A 23094-nucleotide genomic window follows, 5' to 3' on the forward strand; every position below is an offset into this window, starting at 1 on the left:
ATGCTACGATTACTAACTGCCGGTGAATCCCACGGTCAGGCTGTTGCCGGCATTATTGAGGGAATGCCTGCTGGTGTGCCAATATCAAAAGAAATCATCGACCACCATCTTTCCAGAAGACAAAGGGGATACGGAAGAGGTGGACGAATGAAAATTGAGAAAGATAAAATTCAGATTTTATCTGGTATCCGAGGTGGCATTACTTTGGGAAGTCCCATTGCCTTTACGATCCCGAATAAAGACTATGAAAACTGGATACAAGGGATGGATCCTTTTGAAGGGGATTTAGACTATAAAAAAGTCAGCCATCCAAGGCCTGGGCATGCAGATTTAGCAGGTGCCATCAAATATGGTTTTGAAGATATGAGACATGTATTGGAAAGAAGTAGTGCCAGAGAGACAACGGCTAGAGTGGCAGCCGGAAGCATGGCAGGACAGCTCTTATCCCAATTTAATATGGAGGTAGCCAGCCATGTGCGCAGCATAGGAAAGGTTGCCATAGAGAATAAGCCAGTGACATTTGAAGCTTTAAAGGCTGCTGAAGATTCACCTGTGCGATGCGTATGCAAAAAGGCGGAAGCATTGATGATGGCAGCCATTGATGGTGCCAAGAGTGATGGAGATACACTGGGAGGTGTTATTGAAATCCAGATAAAAGGGATTCCTGTAGGCCTGGGGAGTTATGTTCATTGGGATCGGAAACTGGATGGCAGGTTGGCTGGTGCGCTAATGAGCATACAAGGTATTAAAGGGGTGGAGGTGGGAGATGGGTTTGAATCAGCTTTAAAACCCGGTTCTTTGGTTCATGATGAAATATTTTATAAGGAAGAGGATGGATTTCATCGAAGAACTAATCATGCTGGTGGAGTGGAAGGTGGCATGTCCAATGGAGAGAATTTGGTATTACGTTGTGCCATGAAACCGATTCCCACATTAATGAAACCGTTGAAAACCGTGGATTATATTTCGAAAGAAACTCATCTAGCAGCCGTAGAAAGAAGCGATACCTGTGCTGTACCAGCAGCAGCGGTTGTTGCAGAAGCGGTTGTAAAAATGGCAGTTACAGAGGTTTTTTTGGAGTCTTTTGGAGCAGATTCCTTTAAGGAGATGAAACGTAGATGGATCGAATAATAGCAGATTTTCAAGGGAGATCCTACCCGATTTTGATTCAGCCACATCTATTACAACAATCACTGCTGCCAGAAATGGAAGAAATCTTGAAAGAGCGACGCTGGATATTGTTAACGGATGATCATGTTTCCGTTGTATTATCGTCACTGGTGGAGAAACTAAAAGGATATTGCATTCTTAAGATTCAAGTTCGTCCTGGTGAAAAAACAAAAAGCCTTCATCAGGTTGAAGAAATCATGGAAAGAATGGCAGAAGCGGGGATTAACCGATATGATGGAATTATTGCTTTAGGTGGTGGGGTCGTTGGAGATCTAGCTGGGTTCTGTGCTTCGATTTATATGCGGGGGATTTCTTGGATCCAAATACCAACCACACTTTTATCTCAGGTCGATAGCAGTGTTGGCGGCAAAACCGGAGTTAACCTGCAATCTGGAAAAAATATGGTGGGAAGTTTTTATCAGCCCCAGGCTGTTTGGATCGATCCAGTTGTTTTGGAAACGTTGCCGGATACAGAGTTTTGGGGTGGATGTGCAGAGGTCGTTAAGTATGCCATTATACAAGGTAGCGAAATGACTGGATGGATCCGTAATCATTGGAATGATGTGATGCGAAGAGAACCAGAGGTCATGACTAAACTCATTAAACGTTGCATTGTGTGTAAAAATACAATTGTGATGGCAGATGAACGGGAAAAAGGACTGAGAAAAGTACTGAATTTCGGTCATACAGCTGGTCATGGGATAGAAAAGCTTTCTAACTTCAGGATGATTCATGGGGAGGCAGTAAGAAGGGGGATGCTCTACGAATTAGATTTGGCCTGTAGGCTGAACTGGATTCCACCAGAAAAATGTGAAGAATACAAGAAACTGGTTGGCTTGATTCCTACGGAAGAAGAGTGCGAGTTGTCCTCTTCAGAAGCTTTAGTGAAAGCCATGGTCAGTGATAAAAAGAATCGTGATCATTATATTTCTTTCCTACTTCCCAAAGAGCCAGATCAGGTGGAAGAGATTTTATTGTCCCAGGAAGAAATCTTACGATTAATGGCGTGAAAAAGGCAAAACCCATGAAATTAGGGTTTTGCCTTTTTAATTGTGGGTTTTATCAATCTAGCAGCGATCCAAACCTTCTTCTTCAAGCTTTTTCATAAAGAGATTGGTGATGTAATGTGTATAGACAGGCTCTTGGAACATAGGTGCATCTGCCACCGTCTGCAAGTGTGCCTTTTTTGATTCAAAACCAAACCCATCTGTATATAAAACTGGAGATTGTCCAAGCGGCCAGAAAACAGACTGACCATTCATATGCTGAAGACCTTGGTATCCGGTGACATTAATAGCCATATCGGTTGTTACGTCTTCTGTTGTTTCATACCCAAAAGGCTTCCGAAGGATGGCTGCCATTTTAGCAAGTACTTCCCAGTTTTCCATGGACTGGGCAGGTTCAAGTGCTTTCACCAATGGCTGAATGCGTCTTTCGAAGCTGGTATAAGTACCTTCGCTTTCAGCATAGGTTGCTGCTGGAAGGACAACGTCTGCCATTAGAGCAGTTTCCGTCATATGAGTATCCATTACCATCAGGAACTCTAATGTCTTCAGTTCGTCAGCAGGCAAGTCTTCGCCCAGCACCAGCATTCCTTTCAGCTGGTTCTCTCTGATAGCCTTTAAAGTGGTTTTAGCATCTTTGTTGGCACCAATTAGTGGCAGTGCCTGGCTGTTATTCTGTGGCTGCAATTTCAAGATGCCCCGACGTGGTGCACCAATCTGTCCGGAAAGTACTGCTATATTAGCCAGCATGATTTCGGCTTCTGGGGTTACCACTTTACTGTCAAATAATATCATGGCTGACTTTGCGTCTTTATACATTGCTGCAATTTTCTTTGCCTCTTCACCGGGCTGGATATGGGCAAGGTTTTGCTTTAGGGCTTCAAAGCCCTCTGCTTGTTTAGGCTGACATCCCAACTCGATAAGAGAAGCAGCAATTTCTTTTAGGAAAGAAAGCTGATTTTCCGGTTTAACCTGCATGGTTGCCCATTCATCTGCTTTTGTTTTGCATGGATTGATGGTAATCAGCTGGGCTCCATTTTCCTGCACAGCTTTATTAACTTTGATACCTGCCATGGCATGGTCACGCATAATTTGTGATCCTACCAATAAAATCACTTGAGTTCGCAAAACTTCTTCCAAAGTATTAGGAGAAGCATCAACCCCTAGAACACTCTGCAAACCTTCAGATCTTCTGTTAAGAGATCCGAACCATGGTGTATGAAGCACTTCGTGGGCAAAGCGTTTGGCAGCAAATATTTCTTCGTTGGTCCAATGGTCAGATACTGTAAGGGCAACTGCATCGGATCCATTTTGGAAACCAAGACCCTGAGCTTTTTTGGCAGTCAGCAATAAGGCTTCTTCCCAGGTTGTTTCTACTAATTTACCGTCTTTTCGGATCATAGGCTTGGTAATTCGATGGTTCTTTTGTGCCATGTCGAAACCAAAACGACCTTTGACACACAGGAGACCGCCTGAAGCAGGACTATCCAGCTTAGGAAGTGAACGAACCAGCATATTACCACGTACTTCCAGAGTGGTTTCACATCCTACGCTACAATAGCCACACAAAGTATCAAATTGCTCTGTTTCAACAGGTACAGATTTTTCAATTAACAATCGTTCCTGCAAAGCTCCCGTTGGGCAAACATCGACACATTGTCCACAGGAAATACAATCTGTATCTTTCAAAGGTTTATCCATGGCAGGTTTGACAATGGTATCAAAACCTCTGTCCACCAGACCAAGCGCTGTTACGTCCATAACTTCGCTGCATACTCGAACGCAAAGTCCGCATAGAATACACTTGTCTGGATTGCGGTCAATAAAAGGATGACTGTTCTCAACATTTCGTTGGTGAATTTCTCCCGCTAGTCGTTCTGGCTTTACATCGTAGTCATTTGAGTAATCCAGCAGTTTGCATTCAAAATAATCATGACAGCCGCATTCCAGACAGCGTTTAGCATCTTCCACAGCTTGTTCTGGAGTAAAACCAAGACCAACCTCTTCGAAATTTTGTCTACGGAATTCCGGTGACAAGTGTGCCATATGAGGGCGGTTTGCGGTTTCCCGATGGTCAAATTCCTCCGCTTTAATATCGTTTGGATCTCGTGTTACCAGGTAAGGCTCTTCATAACGAACATGTACACCATTTACATATTCATGAATTACCTGAGACGCTATTTTAGCATCTCCAATGGCTTGAATAGCAATTTTTAAATTGTCGTTTATGGCATCTCCGCCAGCAAAAACTCCAGGAATACTGGTAGAGAAGGTTTTTTCGTCGGAAATGATGGTATCCCATTTAGTTCGTTCTAATGCTTCAAATCCTTCTATATTAACATTCTGTCCAATGGCAACGATGATGGAGTCCAGTTCAAGGATCTCTTCATCGCCTTCAATTGGTACTGGGCGGCGTCTGCCACTGGCATCTGGTTCGCCTAATTCCATTTTTTGTAGTCGTATTTTGTTGGCTTTTCCATCTTCTCCCAATACCTCTAAGGGACTTACCAAAAACTTAAAGAGTACGCCTTCTTCTTCAGCTTCTATAATTTCAATTTCTTCTGCTGGCATTTCTTCTCTCGTTCTTCTGTATAGATTATACACTTTATCAGCCCCAAGTCGCACAGCCGTACGACAAGCATCCATAGCTGTATTTCCGCCACCGATGACGGCTACTCTTTTACCGATTTTTACAGGTTTGTTTTCAACAACATCCCTCAGAAAATCAATTCCACCCATTACTCCATCAAGTTCTTCCCCATGACATTTCATGGGAGAGCTTTCCCAACAGCCGATAGAAAGATAAATTGCATCGTTATTGTTTCGAAGATAATCCAGGGTTAGATCTTTCCCAATACGAACATTATTGATCATATGGGCACCCATTTTTTGTATAATATCAATTTCTTTATTTAGAATATCTTTTGGTAGCCGATACTGTGGGATTCCATACTTTAACATGCCACCCATTTCTGGCATCATGTCGTAAATCGTAACATCATGACCTTCCTGAAGTAGGTAGTAAGCAGTGGTTAACCCTCCAGGACCTCCGCCCACAATAGCGATTTTTTTGCCGCTGGCAGGCTTAATTTCTGGCATAAAGACTTCTGGGTTCCCTAAGTCTAGATCTGCAACAAAACGCTTATGCCATGCAATGGCTACGGGTTCGTCCTTTAACTCTCTTCGACATGCATCTTCGCAAGGGTGGGGACAGACACGACCAATGGAGGCAGGTAGTGGCAACTGTTCTTTTATGAGTTTTAGGGCTTCTTGATACTCTCCGTTAGCAATTAATCCTACATAGCCCTGACAATCTGTCTTTCCGGGACATTCCAAGACACAGGGAGGACGACAGTCGCCGGTATGATCTGATAGAAGCAGTTCCAGTGCGATTTTTCGATTTGCTTTCAGCTTTTCAGTATTGGTTTTAATGATCATATCAGAACCGATTTCTGTGGCACAGGCTCTTAATAGTTTGGGAATGCCTTCTACTTCCACAATACACAGGCCGCAGGATCCATAAATCTTCATTCGATCATCATAGCAGAGGGTCGGAATTTCAATACCGCTTTCACGAGCCACCTGAAGAATGGTTTGTCCGCTCTGCCCTGTGACTTCTTTTCCGTTTATGTTTAATGTAATCACAGACATGCTTTTATTCACCCCTATTCCTTATTCTACGTCAATTGCCTTGAAAGGACAGACGGTTTTACATTTTCCGCACTTGATACATAAATCTTCATGAATCACATGAATTTCCTTATTTTCACCGGAGATCGCATTCGTTGGGCAGTTCTTTTTACAAAGGCCACAACCAACACAGGTGGTTTCTGATACGGTATACGTTAGCAGTTGAGTACATTGGTGAGAAGGACATTTTTTATCATAAATATGAGCTTCGTATTCATCTTTAAAATATTGAAGGGTTGTCAGTACAGGATTTGGTGCAGTGCCTCCTAATGCACATAGAGACCCTTCTTTAACCCGTTCGCATAATTCCTCAAGCAATTCAATATCGCCTTCTTTTCCTTGACCTTCTGTAATACGGGTTAGAATTTCCAACATGCGTTTGGTGCCCATTCGACAATGGATGCACTTTCCGCAAGATTCCTTACGGGTAAAGTCGAGGAAAAACTTGGCCATACCAACCATACAGGTGGTTTCGTCCATCACTACCATTCCGCCAGAACCCATAATGGCACCAGTTTTGGTGATGGACTCATAATCCACAGGCGTATCCAATAGGTGAGCTGGAATACATCCGCCGGAAGGGCCGCCCATTTGCACCGCTTTAAATTCCTTATCATCTAATATTCCGCCACCGATTTCGAAGATCACTTCTCGAAGGGTTAACCCCATAGGAATTTCTACTAAACCACCTTTTTTAGTTTTGCCGGCTAGTGCAAACACTTTGGTTCCTTTGCTTTTTTCGGTTCCCATAGCTGCAAAAGCAGCACCGCCATTACGGAAAATCCAGGGAACGTTTGCCAATGTTTCAACATTATTGATATTTGTTGGTTGCTGCCAAAATCCTTTTTGAGCTGGGAATGGCGGCTTTAAACGAGGCATGCCACGCTCGCCTTCCAAAGAGGCGATTAAAGCAGTTTCTTCCCCACAGACAAAGGCACCGGCACCAGCTTTGATCCAAAGATCAAAATCAAAGCCCGATCCCATAATATTTTTACCTAAAAGCCCTCTTTCACGAGCCTGCTCAATGGCGATTTCCAATCGTTTAATGGCCAGTGGATACTCGGCACGAACATAGAAAACACCTTCATTAGCTCCCATGGCATAGCCGCCAATCATCATTCCTTCTATAACACCGTGAGGATCGCCTTCTAGAATACTCCGATCCATAAAAGCCCCAGGATCTCCTTCATCTGCATTACAAACCATGTACTTTGGTGTGGAATGTTGCTGATAAGCTGCATTCCATTTAAACCAAGTAGGGAATCCTGCTCCACCTCGGCCACGTAATCCAGAAATTTTAATTTCTTCGATTACTTCAGCAGGAGTCATTTCTTTGAGACAGCGTTCGATTGCTGTATATCCTTCTTTTTCAATGTATTCATGGATATCTTCTGGGTTAATATTTCCAGCATTTTGTAAGGCGATTTTCTTTTGCTTTTTCTGAGCATCGAGATCTTCTTGACTAATACGTGCGCTTTCAATAGGCGCTTTGCCATGGAGTTCTATATCAATGATTTCTCCAGCCATTTCGGGAGTAACCATGACATAGGTTTTCTTTTCGTTCTGGTGGTCATATACCTCTACTACAGGTTCCAAATAGCAGGTTCCACAACATCCAGTTAACTCAAGTGTGACCGGTGCCTTTCGGGATTCGATCTCTCTTTCGAAAGCTTCGCTGACTTTACTGGCACCTGCAGCAATACCGCAACTCCCTTGTCCAACAACAATTCGCATATCTACGCCTCCTTACCTGCTTGTTCTTTGTCATATTTGCGCAATTCACGCAGGATTTTTCGAGTGCTGTCTGGAGTTAATTTTGCATGGGTTTCTCCGTTTATCATCATGACAGGAGAAAGACTACAACATCCAAGACAGGCAACATTGTTTAACGTAAACAAGCCATCCTCTGTTGTTTCGCCGTCTATGATTTTTAGTTCATCACATATGGCATCATAAACTGGTCCAGCACCATTTACATGACAGGCTGTTCCCATACATAGCATGATCAAATATTTACCGATAGGTTCCAGTCTGAATTGGGTATAAAATGTGGCAACACCATAAACATTTGGGGCTTTAATACCTGTTTCCTTAGAGACGTGATCCAGCACATCCATTGGCAGATACCCATAAATGTCCTGAGCTTTTTGTAAAATGGTAATAAGACTACCCGGTTTATGCTTATACTGATCTAAGACCGGGCGAAGCAAAGACATATCCGCACCGGAAACAGTTTGATCCGGAGCTTGAGGGCCATTTCCTCCACAACATTGCATCCAATATCACTCCTTCTATGATTTTTTCACAACTAACTGAATTATAACATAAGTAAGGGATGCCGTCATTCTGTTACGGAACAATAAAAAACCAAGGAAAATCATAGTGCCCTATACCTGTTGAAACAATTTACCCTCAGCGATAAAAAAAATAATAAATTGATAAAAAATAAACGAAATCCTTCAAAAGAAGGAAAGAATCTATTGATAAAGCATGATTTAATAACGGGTGAATTGAAATAGATCAAATTCTGAAAAGTAAATTCAAGCGATTGGATTGAAAAGAATATTAGGGTGAGAGAATAAATAGAGAATGAACCACAGGGCAATCGGGTATTAAGAAAGTACTATCCTTCGGAAAGAATCAGAAATGAGTAAGTGTATAAAAAGATCAAGGATAATAAAGAATCGAGGTGTTAAAACATGAAAAAGCTATGGATTCTATTTATTGTTGCAGGGGTTTTAGTGGGACTTTATCCATTAGCGAGTGATCTGTACAGTGGATTTGGACAAGCACGTTTAATGAGACAGATAGCAGACAAATCTAGCCTAGCACCATCTATTGAGGCTGAAGGAGAGGTGCTGAAAGACTATGAGAATTTACAGAATATATTTAGCCTCTATGAGGAGAATGATGAAAAAGAGGAGGAAGAAATTCAGCTTAAAACACAAGAGGGTGAGTCAGGAGAGTTATTAGGAGCTCTTAAGATTCCGAGAATTAATGCTGAGATGCCTGTCGTTTTGGGGGCGAATCAAGAAAATTTAAAAATAGCTGCAGCTTTAATGGAAGGAACTACACCCATAGGAGAAATTGGAAATGCAGCCATTGCAGCCCATAGAAGTCATAGCTATGGCAGGTTTTTTAACCGATTAAACGAAATGGAGATAGGAGATGAAATTATTGTAACAACTGATAAAGATACTTTTGTTTATACGGTATATGATATAAAAATTGTAGAGCCAGAGGATCTTTCTGTTCTCAATCGTAATCGAAGAGATCGTGTGGTGACACTTATCACGTGTGATCCTATTTATGAAGCTACTCATCGACTGATTGTTCATGGAGTCATAACAGATGTTTAGCCATACTTGCTGAACATCTGTTATGAGATTGAGGATAGTTTATCTAAGAGTGACTGGCAGAAACAATAGGGCTTTGTGGTGGGAGTATTTGACGGACTTCCAGTCGAATAGAAGCGTTTATCTGTCTGTCTCCGTGGTGTTTTTCATAGTCTTGCAATACCCGAGACATAACTTTGTTCATCATTTCTTCCCTTAAGCCAGGAAGCAAAACCAAAATCTGCTTTTCATTCCATTGAGTCAATACATCGCCTTTTCGAAGTGAATGTGTCAGGTGTTTTATGAAGGGTTTTAGGTCACACTCCTTGGTTGATAGGTGGGGCGAGTCAAGGTCACCTACGGTCACAAGACTGATGATTGTTTGATAACCATTTCGATCACTTCTTCGTTTCTCTAAGTCATAGATAGATCGAAACGTAATGGGCTCGCAGTAAAAAGCAAATTCAGCTGTTTCATCAGACTCTAGCTCGGAATGAAGTGTATCGATAGAATGATGGAGTTTTTCAGCGGCCAAAATTTTTTTATACATAGATTTTAGTGGACTAGAAGGTGCAACGCCCATTTCATGATAGAAAAAACCGGTTACTTGTTCGTAATGTTGCAAAGCAGTTTTTTTTTCTCCGAGTTGCATCAGTGTATCCATATACAAGAGGTGAAAGTCTTCTTCATAATAATCTAATTGTATTGATTTTTCGTAGGTAGAGAGGAGTATAGGGGCATCTATTTTACGATCAGCTAATTCTCCTAACAAAAGAACAGCTTTGTGAAAGATACGGCGATATGAATTGCGAACCGAAAAAACCCATTGATGTTCAGTACAGTCAGGAAGATATTCACCCTGGTACAGTTCGATAGCTTTCTGATAATGGTTCAAAGCTTCTTTTGGGTTGGAATGCTTCAAAGAATCAGCTCGTTGCACTTCTTTTTCAAAAATTTCAACATCAATGACAGTTTTAGCATGATGATTCCAGCGGTAATAACCATTTGAGTATAGGATGAGGTTGTTGTTTTCATCAGTGGAGTCGGACTCTCCTAGGATTTGACGCAATCGGTGCATTTGACGCCTTAAAGTGCCGCGGGGATCGGCGTAACTTTCTGAAGGCCAAAGAGATTCCAACAGTGCTTCTGGTGTAAAGGAGCGGCTTTGATGGGTTAACATAAACTTGAAAAGCTCCCATATCTTTTTGGATCCTGGATGCAAAGAAGTAAGAGACGTATTATTTTTAAGGACATTAAAGCTACCTAAAGTAGTAACGATAATTTGACTACAGGACTTAGACATAGAGCATCCTTCTTTCATACGGAGTTTCTTCCTATTATACATGGTTTAATGTATCGTTACCCTTTTTTGGCGAAAATCAATCATAGAAAATTCAGATAGGCATAAAGGCTAGACGATCTATAGTGACGAATACAATTGGAGATGCATTCATGAAAAATAAAAAGATTGAATATTCAAAAATGGTTTAAAGATTAAAATGAATAAGGTATAATAACGGGGACATAAACGATAAGGAGGAATCTGAATGAGTGAAAAATGGAAACAATATAAAGGGCTTCCTTTAGTGGTAATAACAATCCTATTATTCATTATTTTTAATACGTATTATTCTATTCCAAAGCTACAAAGTAATATGATGCAAGAAAAAGAAAATCAGATACAGGATCATACACGAATAGGGGTTTCAATCCTTGCTCATTTCTATTCCATGGAAGAAGAAGGGATGATGAAAAGGGGTGAAGCTCAGGAACAAGCAAAACAACTAATTAGAAGTCTACGCTTTGGACCTCATCATAAAGATTATTTTTGGATCAATACCCATGAGCCAATATTAGTGGTTCATCCCTTTAGACCAGATTTAGAAGGCATGAATCTGGCGGCGGCAGGAGAAGAAGAAAAAAACCAGTTGTTTACTACTTTTGTACACATGGTTGAATACCATGGCGAAGGTTTTGTTGAGTATCAATGGCAATATTATGGGGAATTAGATCGGAAAGAACCCAAAATATCCTATGTAACTGACTTTGAGCCGTGGGATTGGATTGTTGGCACGGGACTGTATACAAATGATATAGAAGAATCTGTTGCGGCACAACGAAATATCAATTTTATTTTTATCATTACAGCGATTCAGTTTTTTCTAGTAGCATGGGTGGCTTATCGCTTAGTGGGCAATAGGCAAAAAAAGAATAAAAATGGTTAGAACTACTTACCTCGATAGGATCTAAGAATGGCAAACATGAGTAAAATACCCATAACAGCAGAACTTCCGTACCCCACAAACCCAAGAAGAGAAATACCTTTCATGCTAGGACCTGCTTCTGCATTGATAACAATGGAGGAACCTACCAATAACGCTGCGATCAAAATGGCTAAAACAAGCCTGTTGACCATATCTTGCAAGGCAGAGATGCTTTTCTCCAGATTTCGATGCTCCATCTGAACCGTTAACTTGCCAGCTAATGCCTGATTCATTACTTCGGTTAGCTTTATTGGAAGGCGAGGGATATGACGGGAAACAGTGGCCCAACTTTGCAATTGATCTTGCAGTTCTTCTTTCCAACTATGGGATGCCATCAAGTGAGCTTTGGCATAGGGAACGGCGATGTCCATTAATTGTATTTCAGGCGCTATTTCTGCAAGCACGCCTTCTAAGGTCATCAGGCCTTTTAACATCATAGTGAATTCGGAGGGCATCGATAATTTGTTTTTTTGGGCAACACTAAAAAGCTCATTTAGTAAAGAAGTAAGCTCGATATCGGAAAGCGATTGGTCAATGTATTGATTAAAAAGTCGTTCAAGATCGGAATGAAGAGCTAGACTACTTACTTCCCCCCGACGTACGCCAATGGATAAAACAGCTTGGGTCATTTGCTCCGTATTTCTACTTGCGATGCCTAACAACAAGTAGTTTAGTTTTTTTTGCATAACAACAGAGAGTCTTCCCACCTGACCAAAGTCAAGGTAAAGGATTTGTTTTTTGCGGATCATTAAGTTTCCGGGATGCGGGTCACCATGAAAAAAACCGTCTGAAAGTATCTGTTTGCAATAATGATCTGCTAGTTGGGTGGCTAGTTTATGCAAGTTATATTGATGTTTGAGGAGTATGGTTTTAGAAGTAATAGGAATTCCATCAATGTACTCCATGGTTAATACTCGAGAAGTAGTGTATTCCTCATATACTTTTGGAGCATTTACATAGGAAACCTCTTTATTTTTATTGCGAAATGTTCGAATGTTATGGGCTTCTGCTAAAAAGTCTAGCTCCTTTTCAGCTGCAATACGAAGTTCATCAACAACTTCCTGTGGGTTGACGACTTGACTACGAAGTAAGGGTCGTAACAGCCGCGTTAAACGTCCAAGAAGTTGAATGTCACTTAGCATGGTTTCGCGAACACCTTCTCGTTGGATCTTTACGACTACAGATTCGCCACTGGTAAGCGTAGCCTTATGGACCACCGCTAGGGAAGCACTTGCAAAAGGCTCTGGTTCAAAGACAGCAAATAGAGTTTCAGCAGACTCTCCTAATTCCTCCTGGATTAAAGCCTTGGACTTTTCGGATTTTTCTGGCTTAACATGGTTCCTCAGTTTTTGGAACTCAAATAAAAACGGTTCCGAAAGAAGATCCGGTCTACTAGATAGAATTTGCCCGATTTTGATAAAGGTAGGCCCTAATTCTTCCAAAGCGATACGCCATTGAACTGGATCTTGGATTCCTTTAAGCCCCTCTTGAATTCCATGTTTGATTAAAACAGATAGTATTTCTTTGATTCGACTGGCTTCTCCAGAACCTTTCATAAATAGGTGCACTCCTTTGTTAGTCGTCTGTCTTTTGAACTGTTTCTAGTTGTTTTTCAAGGATAGATATTCGTGTCTCTAAGGATACAACTTGATCCTTTAATTCATTCATCTCTTCCTTAGAAGCTACGTGCATTTCTTCTAAAATTCGGTTGATTGTATCTTCAAACCAACTGGTAGCAGCCTCTTTTGGGCCTTCTTTTTTAAAATAACGTTTTAATTCCCAGTCTAGTGCTTCGCCTTCTTGGATTGTCAGTTCACCTTTTTTAACCATTTCATCCACTAAATCTCGTCCTTTTTCGTAAGAATAGGATACCGTACCGATTCCAGCTAAAAGGATGTTTTTCAAAGTACCTTCTACAGATTTCATAAAATTACCTCCTAGAGTATTGATAAATGAGTTATTTGGTTCCTAGATCTTCTATATAATCAATACCCGATGTTCATTTGAACAAACAAAGCTGGTCATTTTCATAACCAAAGATGACCAGGGGTGATTTTCTTTATCATTTTAAATATGATATTCTGACCTTGGAGGGGATATAGATGAATGATAGTAGGATAAAAGAAATTCGAGAAATGCTCCAGAAATCAGATAATATTGTTTTTTTTGGAGGTGCTGGCACTTCGACGGAGAGTAATATTCCGGACTTTCGATCGGCTGAAAGAGGTCTTTATCAGAGAAGTAATACTTTGGAATACCCACCAGAAGAGCTGTTAAGTAGTACAATGATAAATTCGAAGCCAGAGCTTTTTTTTGCATATTATTTCAAACATTTAGTGCACCCAGAAGCTAGGCCTAATAAAACTCATCAGGTGTTGGCTAAATGGGAGAAATCAGGAAAACTTCAAGCGGTGATCACGCAAAACATAGATGGGCTGCATCAAATGGCAGGGAACCAAAACGTGTTAGAATTACATGGGTCTCTCCGAAAACACTATTGCATAAAATGTGGAGGGGAAGAAACCTTAGAAACATTATTAGCAGAGAGAAAAGATATTCCTAGATGTAAAATATGTGAAGGGATGATTAGGCCTGATGTGGTTTTGTATGGAGAAACTTTGAAATCAGAAGTGTTAGAAGCTTCAGTTCAAGCGATTTCCAAGGCAGACTTTTTAATTGTAGGTGGGAGCTCTTTAATTGTGCACCCGGCTGCGGGTTTGATCAATTACTATAGAGGAAATAAGTTGCTAATTATTAATCATGATCCGACTCCTTTGGATCATCGGGCAAGATGGGTTATTCATCACTCTATTGGTGAAACCATGGAGAAGTTGGATGGTGAAGTAATAGAGTGATTCTGAAGGGACCCTCTTGAGAAAAAGGATCTTTTGTGATACAATTATGACTGAGGGTCAGTCACTGAAAGGGTGTTACTATTAATACAAAAATAAAAATTGAAAACAAAAATAAAAAAGAACAAATTAGAAAAGCAGCCATTAAAGTACTATCAGAAAAAGGCTTAGAAAAGACAAAGGTGTCGGATGTTGTAAAAGAAGCTGGGGTAGCCCAAGGAACATTTTACCTTTATTACCCTTCAAAGAATGCACTTATTCCTGACATTGCAGAAACAATGCTGTTGCATATGTTGGAAGAAATGGAAGGACGAATTTCTGGTAAGAAGACTTTTGCAGAAGAGCTAGAAGAGATTATTCGAATAACTTTTGAGATCACATATCTATATAGAGATGTGCTAGGCCTATGTTATTCAGGATTAGCAACGGCTGGTTTTTTTCAGGAGTGGGAAAGAATTTATGAACCATATTATAAATGGTTGGAGTTGTGGATAGGAGAAGCACAAAAAAAGAAAAAAATTAGGAGGGATATGAAGCCTACGATTATTGCTAAAATACTAGTAGAGATGATGGAGGGGATAGCAGAACAAGCATATTTGTTTGAAGGCAAAGAAGATGGAGTCAAGGAGTATCAGAAAGAATTAATGAACTTTGCCATAAGTGGGTTGAAATGTTGAGAAGAAAAAAAGAAATTGAAAGGAACGTTAGATATGGAAAGCGATGAACCGAATAATACGGACTTTATTAAAAAAGTGTTGAAATTTTCTATTGCGGGCACATTCATTTTTGCGGTTACGGGAATTTTCTGGGGAATGATGGCCAACTCACGAATGATTATTTTGGATGGCCTTTACTCTGGTATTTTGATCGGAATGTCTTTGCTATCTTTATGGGTTGTTCATTTCGTCGAAAGAGTCAAACAGAGTGAGACCAAAAAATTTCCCTTCGGCAAAAATGTTGCAGAAGCAGCGATTATATTTTTAAAATCCTTGGTTGTACTAGGATTAGTTGTGACAGCTGTTGTCTTTGCTTTTCAAGATTTGCTAAATGGAGGAAGGATAATCAAGCTGAATTATACGCTGATATATGCTGGTTTTTCTGCATTTTTCTGTTTGGTGGTATTTTATATTTTGCGTAAAAAGGGGAAGAATTATGAGTCGGATTTACTGAAGCTGGAGGCCCTTGAGTGGAAAAATGATGGATTGATCTCATTAGGTAGTACGGTGGGCTTTATCGTAGCAAAATTTTTATCCAACTCAACCTTATCTTGGTTGATTCCCTATGTAGATCCACTGATGGTACTGGTGATGTCCACATTCTTAATTAAAGCACCACTTCAGTCAATGATTAGTGGCATGAGAGAACTGATGAGAATGGCACCAGAAGAAAAAATGCAACAACGCATGGAAAAAGTAGTATCGGAAATTCGCGAAAAATATCAAATTCAGGACTCGTATTGTCGTGTTAGCAAAGTGGGATCAGCACTTTTTATTGAAATTGATTTTATAACAGATAATGAAGCTCGTGTATATACAATCAAAGATACAGATCGGGTACGGGAAGATCTTTTTAAAGAGATTCGTGATATTCCCTATGACCCTTGGTTAACAGTTAGCTTTACGGAAGATAAAAAGTGGGCTGTGTAGAATAAAGATAGAGAATTAAATGGATGAAAAACGCCTCCCTTTTACGAGGGAGGCGTTTTAAAATAGAGAAAGATGTCTAATAGCGGAAGATTGCTGCTAAGGTGCTGTCACCAGGCATTTCTTCTGGCGTCAAAACATACACATTGCCGCTGTTCAAATATGTTTGCTGAGCTGCCAAATTCATCAAGTCATTGTTTTCTGGAGAAGGGGCTTCTTCGAAGGCAACATCCGTAGCGTCTTTATTAACAATCCCCCAACAATGCGGCCCTTTTGCCACAAATAGGGATTCAATCCTTCCGTGAAAGGAAGCCAGTACAATATCTTTGATTCGACGGGAAGCGCGGCCGGTTCCTTCTAACTCTGCAAATTGATGGAGAGCTTTTTCTTCTGCTTGTTTAAAAAGCGGATGAACAACGGATAATGCGCTTTGATGCAGCTTTTTCAGGGTTAAATCTTCTGGGTTACCGGTGATGCCGTTTTCTACTAGCTTAGGATAGGTGTTGGCTTCGCGGTAGATTGGAAAAAGATAATCAACGCCAGCTAGCACCAAGGGAGCTTCCGGTTGAGTGATTTTTTCTTGAATTCCCTTGTCCACTTTGTGAAAAAACTGCAATAGGTCTTTCTTTGTATTTTCCATGCCGATTCCTTGGCCATGAAAAGATGCAGCGCGTTTCCCGTCGCCGCCTTGAGGGGAGCGGGTATTAAACTGCAATTGTTTTTCTAAATCGTCATAGCGAAGAGCTTCGCTTAGGCTTTCAGGGATACCATCTAAATTCATTGGATAAATACTTTGTGGGGATCCTTGAAAAAGACGGATTTGATTTTGACTCAACGTTAATAAATAAAATTGTTGATCTTGAGTGAGTAAAGGCATTAAAGGTTTAAGATGGAACTGTTTACCAACTTCTGTGACCATATCAAAGCTCAATGGTAAGCGATAGTAACGAAATTCACTAGGGTTGACAAAAACAGCCAATCCATCCTGTTGATGGCTCCAGAAAATACTATCCTTAAGCAGTGTATCAATAGGGCTAAGTACTTTTTGAATTTCTGCGTTTCGATAACCGCTTTCTTTCAATTGTTCTTCTGCTTGACGAAGGAGATTTTTTAACCTGATCCGATTTTGTTGAGCCTCTGTACCCACCGGATCTGTTGGTAGGAAAAAAGAGATACAGGGCTCCTCTCCAATATTCATCAATTCTCTTAATTCTTCTTTAGTGAATTGTTTCATCGGTATCCTCCTTTACAGATAGGTTGCGTTAGTTTGATTAAACTAATTACTCATGTTTTTGTACCATTACCCTTGTGAAGGTATAAATAAACCTTAGATAATCTTGTTTTGATGGCATCTGTTCTTTTATAGAAATTTACTTCTTTAAAAGATGGTTTTATTGTATAATGTGAATAGTCATACCTATAACGAATTGAAAGTTACTAACGAAATCCATTGGACCAGTCTGTCGAAGAGGGAGAGAATGATGAAGGAAAAATCCTTGATTTTGCATGCTACACATGACATTGCAGCCCTAATAGATGTTTGTGAAGACGGTCGTTTTCGATATCATTCTATCAACTGGGAGTATTCCAAAGTAACTGGCCTATCAGAAAAAGAAGTGATTGGAAAGACGCCAGAAGAAGTGTATGGACAGGCCCATGGGAAACTCCTTGCTTCATATTATGAATCATGTGTTCGCAAGCGTGATGTTGTGGACTATACAGGCGCTATTAATATTGTCGTAGATATCCGCAATGTGGAGACAAGACTTACTCCAATCATTGAAGATGGAAAAGTCATGCAAGTCCTTAGTTGTGCCCGAGATATTACGGAACACAAAAGAGTTAAAGCTCAGAGCGACGAACAAAAAAAATACTTGGAAACTTTGTTTAGAAATTCTTCGGATGGAATTGTACTCTTTGATAAAGAACATAGAATTGTGGATATAAATAATTCTTTTGAGGAAATATTTGGATATAAGATAGCAGAAATAAAAGGCATGAATGTTGATGATGTGGTGAGTAAAGGGAATACCAAAAAAGAAGCTGAACAAATCACAGAGGAAGTTATGAAGGGGTCAGAAGTATCAACAGAGGGAATTCGATATAGCCAACAAGGTGAAAAAAAGCACCTTAAGATCAAAGGGATTTTAGTTAAAATTGATGGAAATCCAAGAGGTGGTTTTGGAATATATACAGATATAACTCGGCAAAAAGAAAGTGAAGCCGTCTTAAGACACCTTAGTTATCATGATAAATTGACAGGCTTATATAACCGTGCTTACTTCGAAGAAGAGTATATGAGGCTGGATAAACCATTTAACCTTCCTATGACTATTATGATAGGAGATGTGGATCACTTAAAAGTAGCTAACGACGGATTTGGTCACTTTGTTGGGGATGAGTTGTTGATTCGTATTGGGAAAATCCTTCAAAAAAGTTGTCGAAAAAAAGATGTAGTGGCTAGATGGGGTGGAGATGAGTTTGCAATTATTTTGCCTCATACAGATAAAGAACAGGCACAGCAAGTGTTATGCAGAATTAAAAAGAATTGCCAAGAAGATAATTTTGAAGTAGTGAGGCCAAGCATCTCTATGGGAATGGCAGTGAAAGAGAAGCCAGAAGAGTCTTTAAACAGTTTGATACAACAAGCGGAAGAGGAGATGTATCGGACAAAAGTCAGCAAGGTACGTAAGGAAAAACCTAAAGATGGAAGAAGAGTAAAGGCCACCAGGATTTCCCAAAGAAAAAAAACAAATTAATCAAGGAGGTTGTATGAATGATAAGAGAATTAGTGATGAAAAACAGAACCTATCGTCGATTTGACCAGACAGCGGACATTGAAATCCAGCAACTAAGAGAATGGGTAGATTTAGCTAGAATGACAAGTTCAGGGCAGAATAATCAACCACTTAAATACTTTTTATCCTGCGAGGAAGAGACCAATGAAATGATCTTTAAACATCTGAAATGGGCAGGAGCATTAAAAGAGTGGGATGGACCAAAAGAAGGAGAAAAACCTGCAGCTTATATTGTGATGCTGGGCGATACAGAAATCAGTAAGAATTACTGGTGGGATCATGGTTTAGCGGCTCAAAGCATTTTGCTGGCAGCTGTAGAAAAAGGGTACGGTGGTTGTATGTTTGGGTCCGTAGATCGAAAAAATTTGGCTAAAGAAATGAATTTATCTGAACAATATGAGATTATTATGGTGATTGCTTTAGGAAAACCAGTTGAAAATGTAGAAATGGTACCAGTGGGTCAAGAAGGAAGCATGACGTATTATCGTGATGAAGAGGGGAATCACTACGTACCAAAGCGTTCATTGGATGAAATCATTATTTGATTTAGATTGTAAGGAATTTTAAAACAGGGGGAAACGTCATGGGAGATGTGATTTATCCGCAATCCAAAACCATCATGGTTAGTGAACTGTTGGATGGGATGATGATAGATGAAGAAGTGTATAGTTTGCAAGGCAGTATTTTAATCCCCAAAGGCCAAATCATAGAAGATGCAGAACGAGTTAGAGACATGCTTGTGCAGCATGATGCCGTAATGATTAAAGTAAGGCTGCCTAAAAAGTTTGAACTGCCAGAGGATCTAAGGATAAAAAATCAAACATCTGAGGAGACGACCCAAGAACGTCAGCTTCGACAATTTGCGGAGTCCTTTGATAAAAAATGTGATCGGTTAAAAAGTGAATTTGAAAAAATACTGTTGAATAAAAATGCCAGTCAGGAAGCGGTAGAAGAACGGATGGAAGAAGCTTTGACGGCTTTTGATGCAAACATTAATGTGATCCAGTTAATGCAGAAAGTGCGAGGAACAGATGATGCGACGTATATGCACTCACACAATGTTGCCCTTACGAGTCACTTGATGGGGCGCTGGCTCAAGATGCCAGAAGATGAAATTAAAGAACTGACGATGTCAGCACTGCTGATTGATATTGGAAAAATAAAAGTTTCAGAGACTGTTATCAATAAAAAAGAGCAACTGACAGCAGAAGAGTATGAAGAAGTAAAACGACATGTGGTTCATAGCTATGAGGCAGTGAAAGGATTTACCTTCCTTTCAAAAGCCGCCCTAGACGGCATTTTATATCATCATGAAAGAATGGATGGAAGCGGCTATCCTCAAGGACTAAAAGGAAAAGCAATACCTCTGTTTGCTAGAATAATTGCCGTTGCCGATGTCTACAATGCGATGACCTCCAAGCGGCCATACAGAGAAAAGCTGACTCCATTTCAGACTATTCAAGTGCTTGAGACAGAATATAACGAAAAATTGGATCCAGAAATCCTTTATCTTTTCCTAAATCGGATAGCCACTCTTTTTATAGGCCAACAGGTGAAACTGGAAGATGGAAAAACAGGAGAAATTATTTTCATCCCCAAGAACCACATATATAGGCCTATGATTCGATTGATAGATACAGAGGCTGTAATAGATCTTAATCAGCCAGATCAAAAGCATCTTCAAATCGTTGAGTTTGTTTAAGAAAGTAATTTTGGCAACGTTATTTTTAACCACCGAAGAGCGGCAGAAACAAAAACCTTTACAATGGCGGCCAGTGGAACGGCTATTAATAAACCAACAAATCCCCACAAAGAGCCTCCAATCAGCAAAGCTAAGATAATCATGGTAGGATGCAATCCTACACGTTGTCCCACAATTCGTGGCGATACCACACTGCTTTCGGTTTGCTGGATCACGACAAAAGCGATGATGACCCAAAAGGCTTTGGTAGGAGAATCAAGAAAGGCAATAATAGCGGCGGGGACACCGCCTATGATCGGTCCTAAATAGGGGATGATGTTTGTAATGCCGGCAAGAATACCGATAAGAATGGCGAATTCAACGCCTAATAAAACCAAGGCAATTCCGCTGGTGACACCCACGAATAAAGCAACCAATAATTGACCTCGAATAAATCCGCTTAAAACCTGGTCTACTTGACGAGACATGGAAAATATCCATTGTTGAGCTACTTTGGGAACAGAACTCTTAACAAAGTGACCAATTGTTTCTTCGTCTTTCATAAAATAAAAGGTGAGTACTGGGATGGTTACTAGGTAGACTAAACTGGATAAAAATGCACCTAAATGAGAGGCGACGCTTCCAAGAGAGTTGAAAAGAAAGTTTGTGATAGTGGCAACGTCAAGATTAAAGAACTCCATTACTTCCTGAGGATGATCTGGCAAATAATCTATGCTGGCGAGAGTGTGGCGATACCAGTCTTCAAATCCATTATAGAGAACCATTGTAAACTCGGGCAATTGATCACCAAGTTTTCGAAGCTCGTCGGCAACATTCGGTAACAAGGCATAAAAAAGAAACACCATCAAAAAAACACCAGAAAGAAATAATATCAGAACAGACCAGACTCGAGGGAGTCTGGTTATTTTCATGATCTTACGGATCACTGGGGAAAAAGCATAAGCAATGATGCCAGATATTACAAAGGGCGTCAGCATGGGAAGGATGGCTTCACGGCGAAAATAGAGCCAAAAAAGCAATGAAAATCCAAATAATCCAAGAATGACGGCTTTTAGATGATCTAATGTAAAGAGTAGTTGTTTTTTTTCTTCAAGATGTCGATTTCCAATATGGATAATATAATAGATGACAGTAAAGACTAAAAATAATATAGATACAAGCAATGATTTTGAAAGAAAAGATGCCAATAAGCCAGCATCAAATAATTCCAGTAATGTTTCTATTTCCATAGGATGTTCCTCCTTCGGTGATGTTGATTGGGTTCATAAACAGTATAACGTATTTAAGCTGAAAAAGCTTTACCTTCTTGCAACTTCCTTGATGTAAAAACGTATAGATAGATGATTAGATAGGGTGCATCAGATAAAACAAAGTAGAATGGAGGTAATGGGATGAAGGATAATTGGTTTTGGCGCATTGGTATGGTTACGTCGTGTTTGTTTCTTGCAACCAGTATATCTGCAGTTGCAGAAACAGAAATGGATGGAATGCAGATTATTCCGGATTTAGGGAGGACATCAGTCTCAAAGGTTGAAGTCATTGAGAGTAGATTGGTTGATGTGGAAGAGAATGCTGTACCAGAAATGAGTCGAGAAGAAGCCCTGGAAATCGCTGCAGAAGTGCTTAGGAACTATGCAGGCGTGGACATTGACAAAAAAGAGTATCAGATTGGAACTGAATATCGAAGAGATTGGCAAAGTCCCACAAGCTATGTATGGTCCCTTCACTTTCACTACAGTGATCCTAGTCAACATGTTTCAGCCTTCGTGACATTGGAAGCCTCCACGGGAAGTGTTCTAGATCTGCATCTTGATTCAAGTCGTTACCCAGACGGAGGGAGGAACCCTTTGTCTCTGACAAAAGATGAAGCTCAGGAACGAGCAGAGGAACTCCTTAGAAGATTGGCTCCTGGAAAGCTGGAGAAAAGTAGAAATATTCCAATTGATGGATATTACGGGTATGGTGATTCCTCTGTCTACCATTTTCAATATTTTGAAGAAAAGGAAGGGATTCTTTATGATGCGAATTTCATGAATATAACCATTGATGGAGCCAGTGGTGCATTAAGAAGTTTTAATTATCGGTGGGATAAGGATGCAGAATTACCTTCACCAGATGCTGTAATAAGCCGTGAAGAAGCTGAGAGTATCTTTGATCAGTATACAGCTGTTGAATTGTTTTACTTGCCTATGAGAGATGAGTTTCGGTATGAATCGATTCCCAAGAACTTTCGCATTGCCTATCGGTTAGATCAAGGGATGGTAGGAATGATAGATGCTCACTCAGGTAAACCAGTAGATTGGGCTGGGAAAGAGGAAACAACCATCCTCCAAGTAGATATCTCGGATAAACGAAAAAGTGAAATAGTAGATAAAGCAAAAAAGCCAACAGCTTTACACAGTCCCCTTAAACAATTTGAAGCAGAAGAAAAAGCCGGGAAAATTGTGGAGGAGATAATAGGAGAATCGATTCAAATCAAAAATTCACAATACTCCCAAGGAGATGGATTATGGGAAAGTGCAGGTCGTAAAGTTTGGAATATGAATTTTGTTATGGAGACCCATGAAGAGGAGTTTAGGGGAACCGTTATGTTGGATGCAGAAACAGGATCATTAATTGCCTAGCATTATTGGAAC

At 40.2% G+C, this 23094-nt stretch carries 19 protein-coding genes; 11 read left to right on the top strand and 8 right to left on the bottom strand.

Going from position 1 to position 23094, the window contains the following annotated elements; all coding sequences use genetic code 11:
• Positions 1–1131, top strand: coding sequence for a chorismate synthase (aroC, locus tag ACZ47N_RS11010; RefSeq protein WP_464886610.1), 1131 nt, complete (start codon positions 1–3; stop codon positions 1129–1131).
• Positions 1119–2180 (top strand): 3-dehydroquinate synthase, encoded by a 1062-nt coding sequence (gene aroB / locus ACZ47N_RS11015; protein ID WP_464886611.1) that lies wholly within the window; start codon positions 1119–1121, stop codon positions 2178–2180. The genes aroC and aroB overlap by 13 nt, the downstream gene beginning before the upstream one ends.
• A gap of 57 nt (positions 2181–2237) precedes the next feature.
• Here aroB and ACZ47N_RS11020 read toward each other — a convergent pair whose 3' ends face one another.
• Genes ACZ47N_RS11020 through nuoE form a run of 3 tightly spaced genes read right to left on the bottom strand, consistent with a single transcriptional unit; the run spans position 2238 to position 8140 of the window.
• Positions 2238–5825, bottom strand: a complete 3588-nt coding sequence (locus tag ACZ47N_RS11020; RefSeq protein ID WP_464886612.1) for a molybdopterin-dependent oxidoreductase — start codon at positions 5823–5825, stop codon at positions 2238–2240.
• A gap of 21 nt (positions 5826–5846) precedes the next feature.
• Positions 5847–7598: an NADH-ubiquinone oxidoreductase-F iron-sulfur binding region domain-containing protein gene (locus ACZ47N_RS11025; RefSeq protein WP_464886613.1), complete on the bottom strand. Its 1752-nt coding sequence runs from the start codon at positions 7596–7598 to the stop codon at positions 5847–5849.
• Between the two features lie 2 nt (positions 7599–7600).
• Positions 7601–8140, bottom strand: a complete 540-nt coding sequence (nuoE, locus tag ACZ47N_RS11030; RefSeq protein WP_464886614.1) for an NADH-quinone oxidoreductase subunit NuoE — start codon at positions 8138–8140, stop codon at positions 7601–7603.
• 423 nt (positions 8141–8563) lie between these two features.
• Here nuoE and ACZ47N_RS11035 point away from each other — a divergent pair, with 423 nt between their 5' ends.
• Positions 8564–9223, top strand: a complete 660-nt coding sequence (locus ACZ47N_RS11035) for a class D sortase (protein WP_464886615.1) — start codon at positions 8564–8566, stop codon at positions 9221–9223.
• A 43-nt stretch (positions 9224–9266) separates the two neighbouring features.
• On the opposite strand, the gene ACZ47N_RS11040 is transcribed toward ACZ47N_RS11035, so the two are convergent.
• The gene (locus tag ACZ47N_RS11040; protein WP_464886616.1) at positions 9267–10520 is read right to left on the bottom strand and encodes an AfsR/SARP family transcriptional regulator; all 1254 of its coding nucleotides are present in this window, start codon (positions 10518–10520) and stop codon (positions 9267–9269) included.
• Between the two features lie 226 nt (positions 10521–10746).
• On the opposite strand from ACZ47N_RS11040, the gene ACZ47N_RS11045 reads away from it, so the two are divergent.
• Positions 10747–11424: a cache domain-containing protein gene (locus ACZ47N_RS11045; RefSeq protein WP_464886617.1), complete on the top strand. Its 678-nt coding sequence runs from the start codon at positions 10747–10749 to the stop codon at positions 11422–11424.
• Between the two features lie 2 nt (positions 11425–11426).
• On the opposite strand, the gene ACZ47N_RS11050 is transcribed toward ACZ47N_RS11045, so the two are convergent.
• On the bottom strand, positions 11427–13019 hold the full coding sequence (locus ACZ47N_RS11050) for an ABC1 kinase family protein (protein WP_464886618.1): 1593 nt from the start codon (positions 13017–13019) through the stop codon (positions 11427–11429).
• 19 nt (positions 13020–13038) lie between these two features.
• Positions 13039–13389, bottom strand: a complete 351-nt coding sequence (locus ACZ47N_RS11055) for a phasin family protein (protein WP_464886619.1) — start codon at positions 13387–13389, stop codon at positions 13039–13041.
• A 176-nt stretch (positions 13390–13565) separates the two neighbouring features.
• Here ACZ47N_RS11055 and ACZ47N_RS11060 point away from each other — a divergent pair, with 176 nt between their 5' ends.
• From ACZ47N_RS11060 to ACZ47N_RS11070, 3 genes are all read left to right on the top strand, one after another.
• Positions 13566–14318: an NAD-dependent protein deacylase gene (locus ACZ47N_RS11060; protein WP_464886620.1), complete on the top strand. Its 753-nt coding sequence runs from the start codon at positions 13566–13568 to the stop codon at positions 14316–14318.
• A gap of 179 nt (positions 14319–14497) precedes the next feature.
• Complete coding sequence (locus ACZ47N_RS11065) at positions 14498–14992, top strand: TetR/AcrR family transcriptional regulator (RefSeq protein WP_464886621.1); 495 nt, start codon at positions 14498–14500, stop codon at positions 14990–14992.
• Between the two features lie 33 nt (positions 14993–15025).
• Complete coding sequence (locus ACZ47N_RS11070; protein ID WP_464886622.1) at positions 15026–15961, top strand: cation diffusion facilitator family transporter; 936 nt, start codon at positions 15026–15028, stop codon at positions 15959–15961.
• A 76-nt stretch (positions 15962–16037) separates the two neighbouring features.
• Here ACZ47N_RS11070 and ACZ47N_RS11075 read toward each other — a convergent pair whose 3' ends face one another.
• Complete coding sequence (locus ACZ47N_RS11075) at positions 16038–17192, bottom strand: baeRF7 domain-containing protein (RefSeq protein WP_464886623.1); 1155 nt, start codon at positions 17190–17192, stop codon at positions 16038–16040.
• Positions 17193–17436: 244 nt separating this feature from the next.
• Between ACZ47N_RS11075 and ACZ47N_RS11080 the strand changes: the two genes are divergently transcribed.
• From ACZ47N_RS11080 to ACZ47N_RS11090, 3 genes are read left to right on the top strand one after another with little or no spacing between them, the layout of a single operon-like run.
• Positions 17437–18717: a sensor domain-containing diguanylate cyclase gene (locus tag ACZ47N_RS11080; RefSeq protein WP_464886624.1), complete on the top strand. Its 1281-nt coding sequence runs from the start codon at positions 17437–17439 to the stop codon at positions 18715–18717.
• Positions 18718–18734: 17 nt separating this feature from the next.
• Complete coding sequence (locus ACZ47N_RS11085; RefSeq protein WP_464886625.1) at positions 18735–19301, top strand: nitroreductase family protein; 567 nt, start codon at positions 18735–18737, stop codon at positions 19299–19301.
• A 38-nt stretch (positions 19302–19339) separates the two neighbouring features.
• A complete protein-coding gene (locus ACZ47N_RS11090) occupies positions 19340–20458 on the top strand; it encodes an HD-GYP domain-containing protein (protein WP_464886626.1) in 1119 nt (372 codons plus the stop codon).
• On the opposite strand, the gene ACZ47N_RS11095 is transcribed toward ACZ47N_RS11090, so the two are convergent.
• Positions 20455–21687: an AI-2E family transporter gene (locus ACZ47N_RS11095; RefSeq protein WP_464886627.1), complete on the bottom strand. Its 1233-nt coding sequence runs from the start codon at positions 21685–21687 to the stop codon at positions 20455–20457. The genes ACZ47N_RS11090 and ACZ47N_RS11095 overlap by 4 nt on opposite strands.
• A gap of 162 nt (positions 21688–21849) precedes the next feature.
• Between ACZ47N_RS11095 and ACZ47N_RS11100 the strand changes: the two genes are divergently transcribed.
• Complete coding sequence (locus ACZ47N_RS11100) at positions 21850–23082, top strand: YcdB/YcdC domain-containing protein (protein WP_464886628.1); 1233 nt, start codon at positions 21850–21852, stop codon at positions 23080–23082.
• Positions 23083–23094: the final 12 nt, after the last annotated feature.

This window comes from Tindallia texcoconensis, from assembly GCF_055383815.1.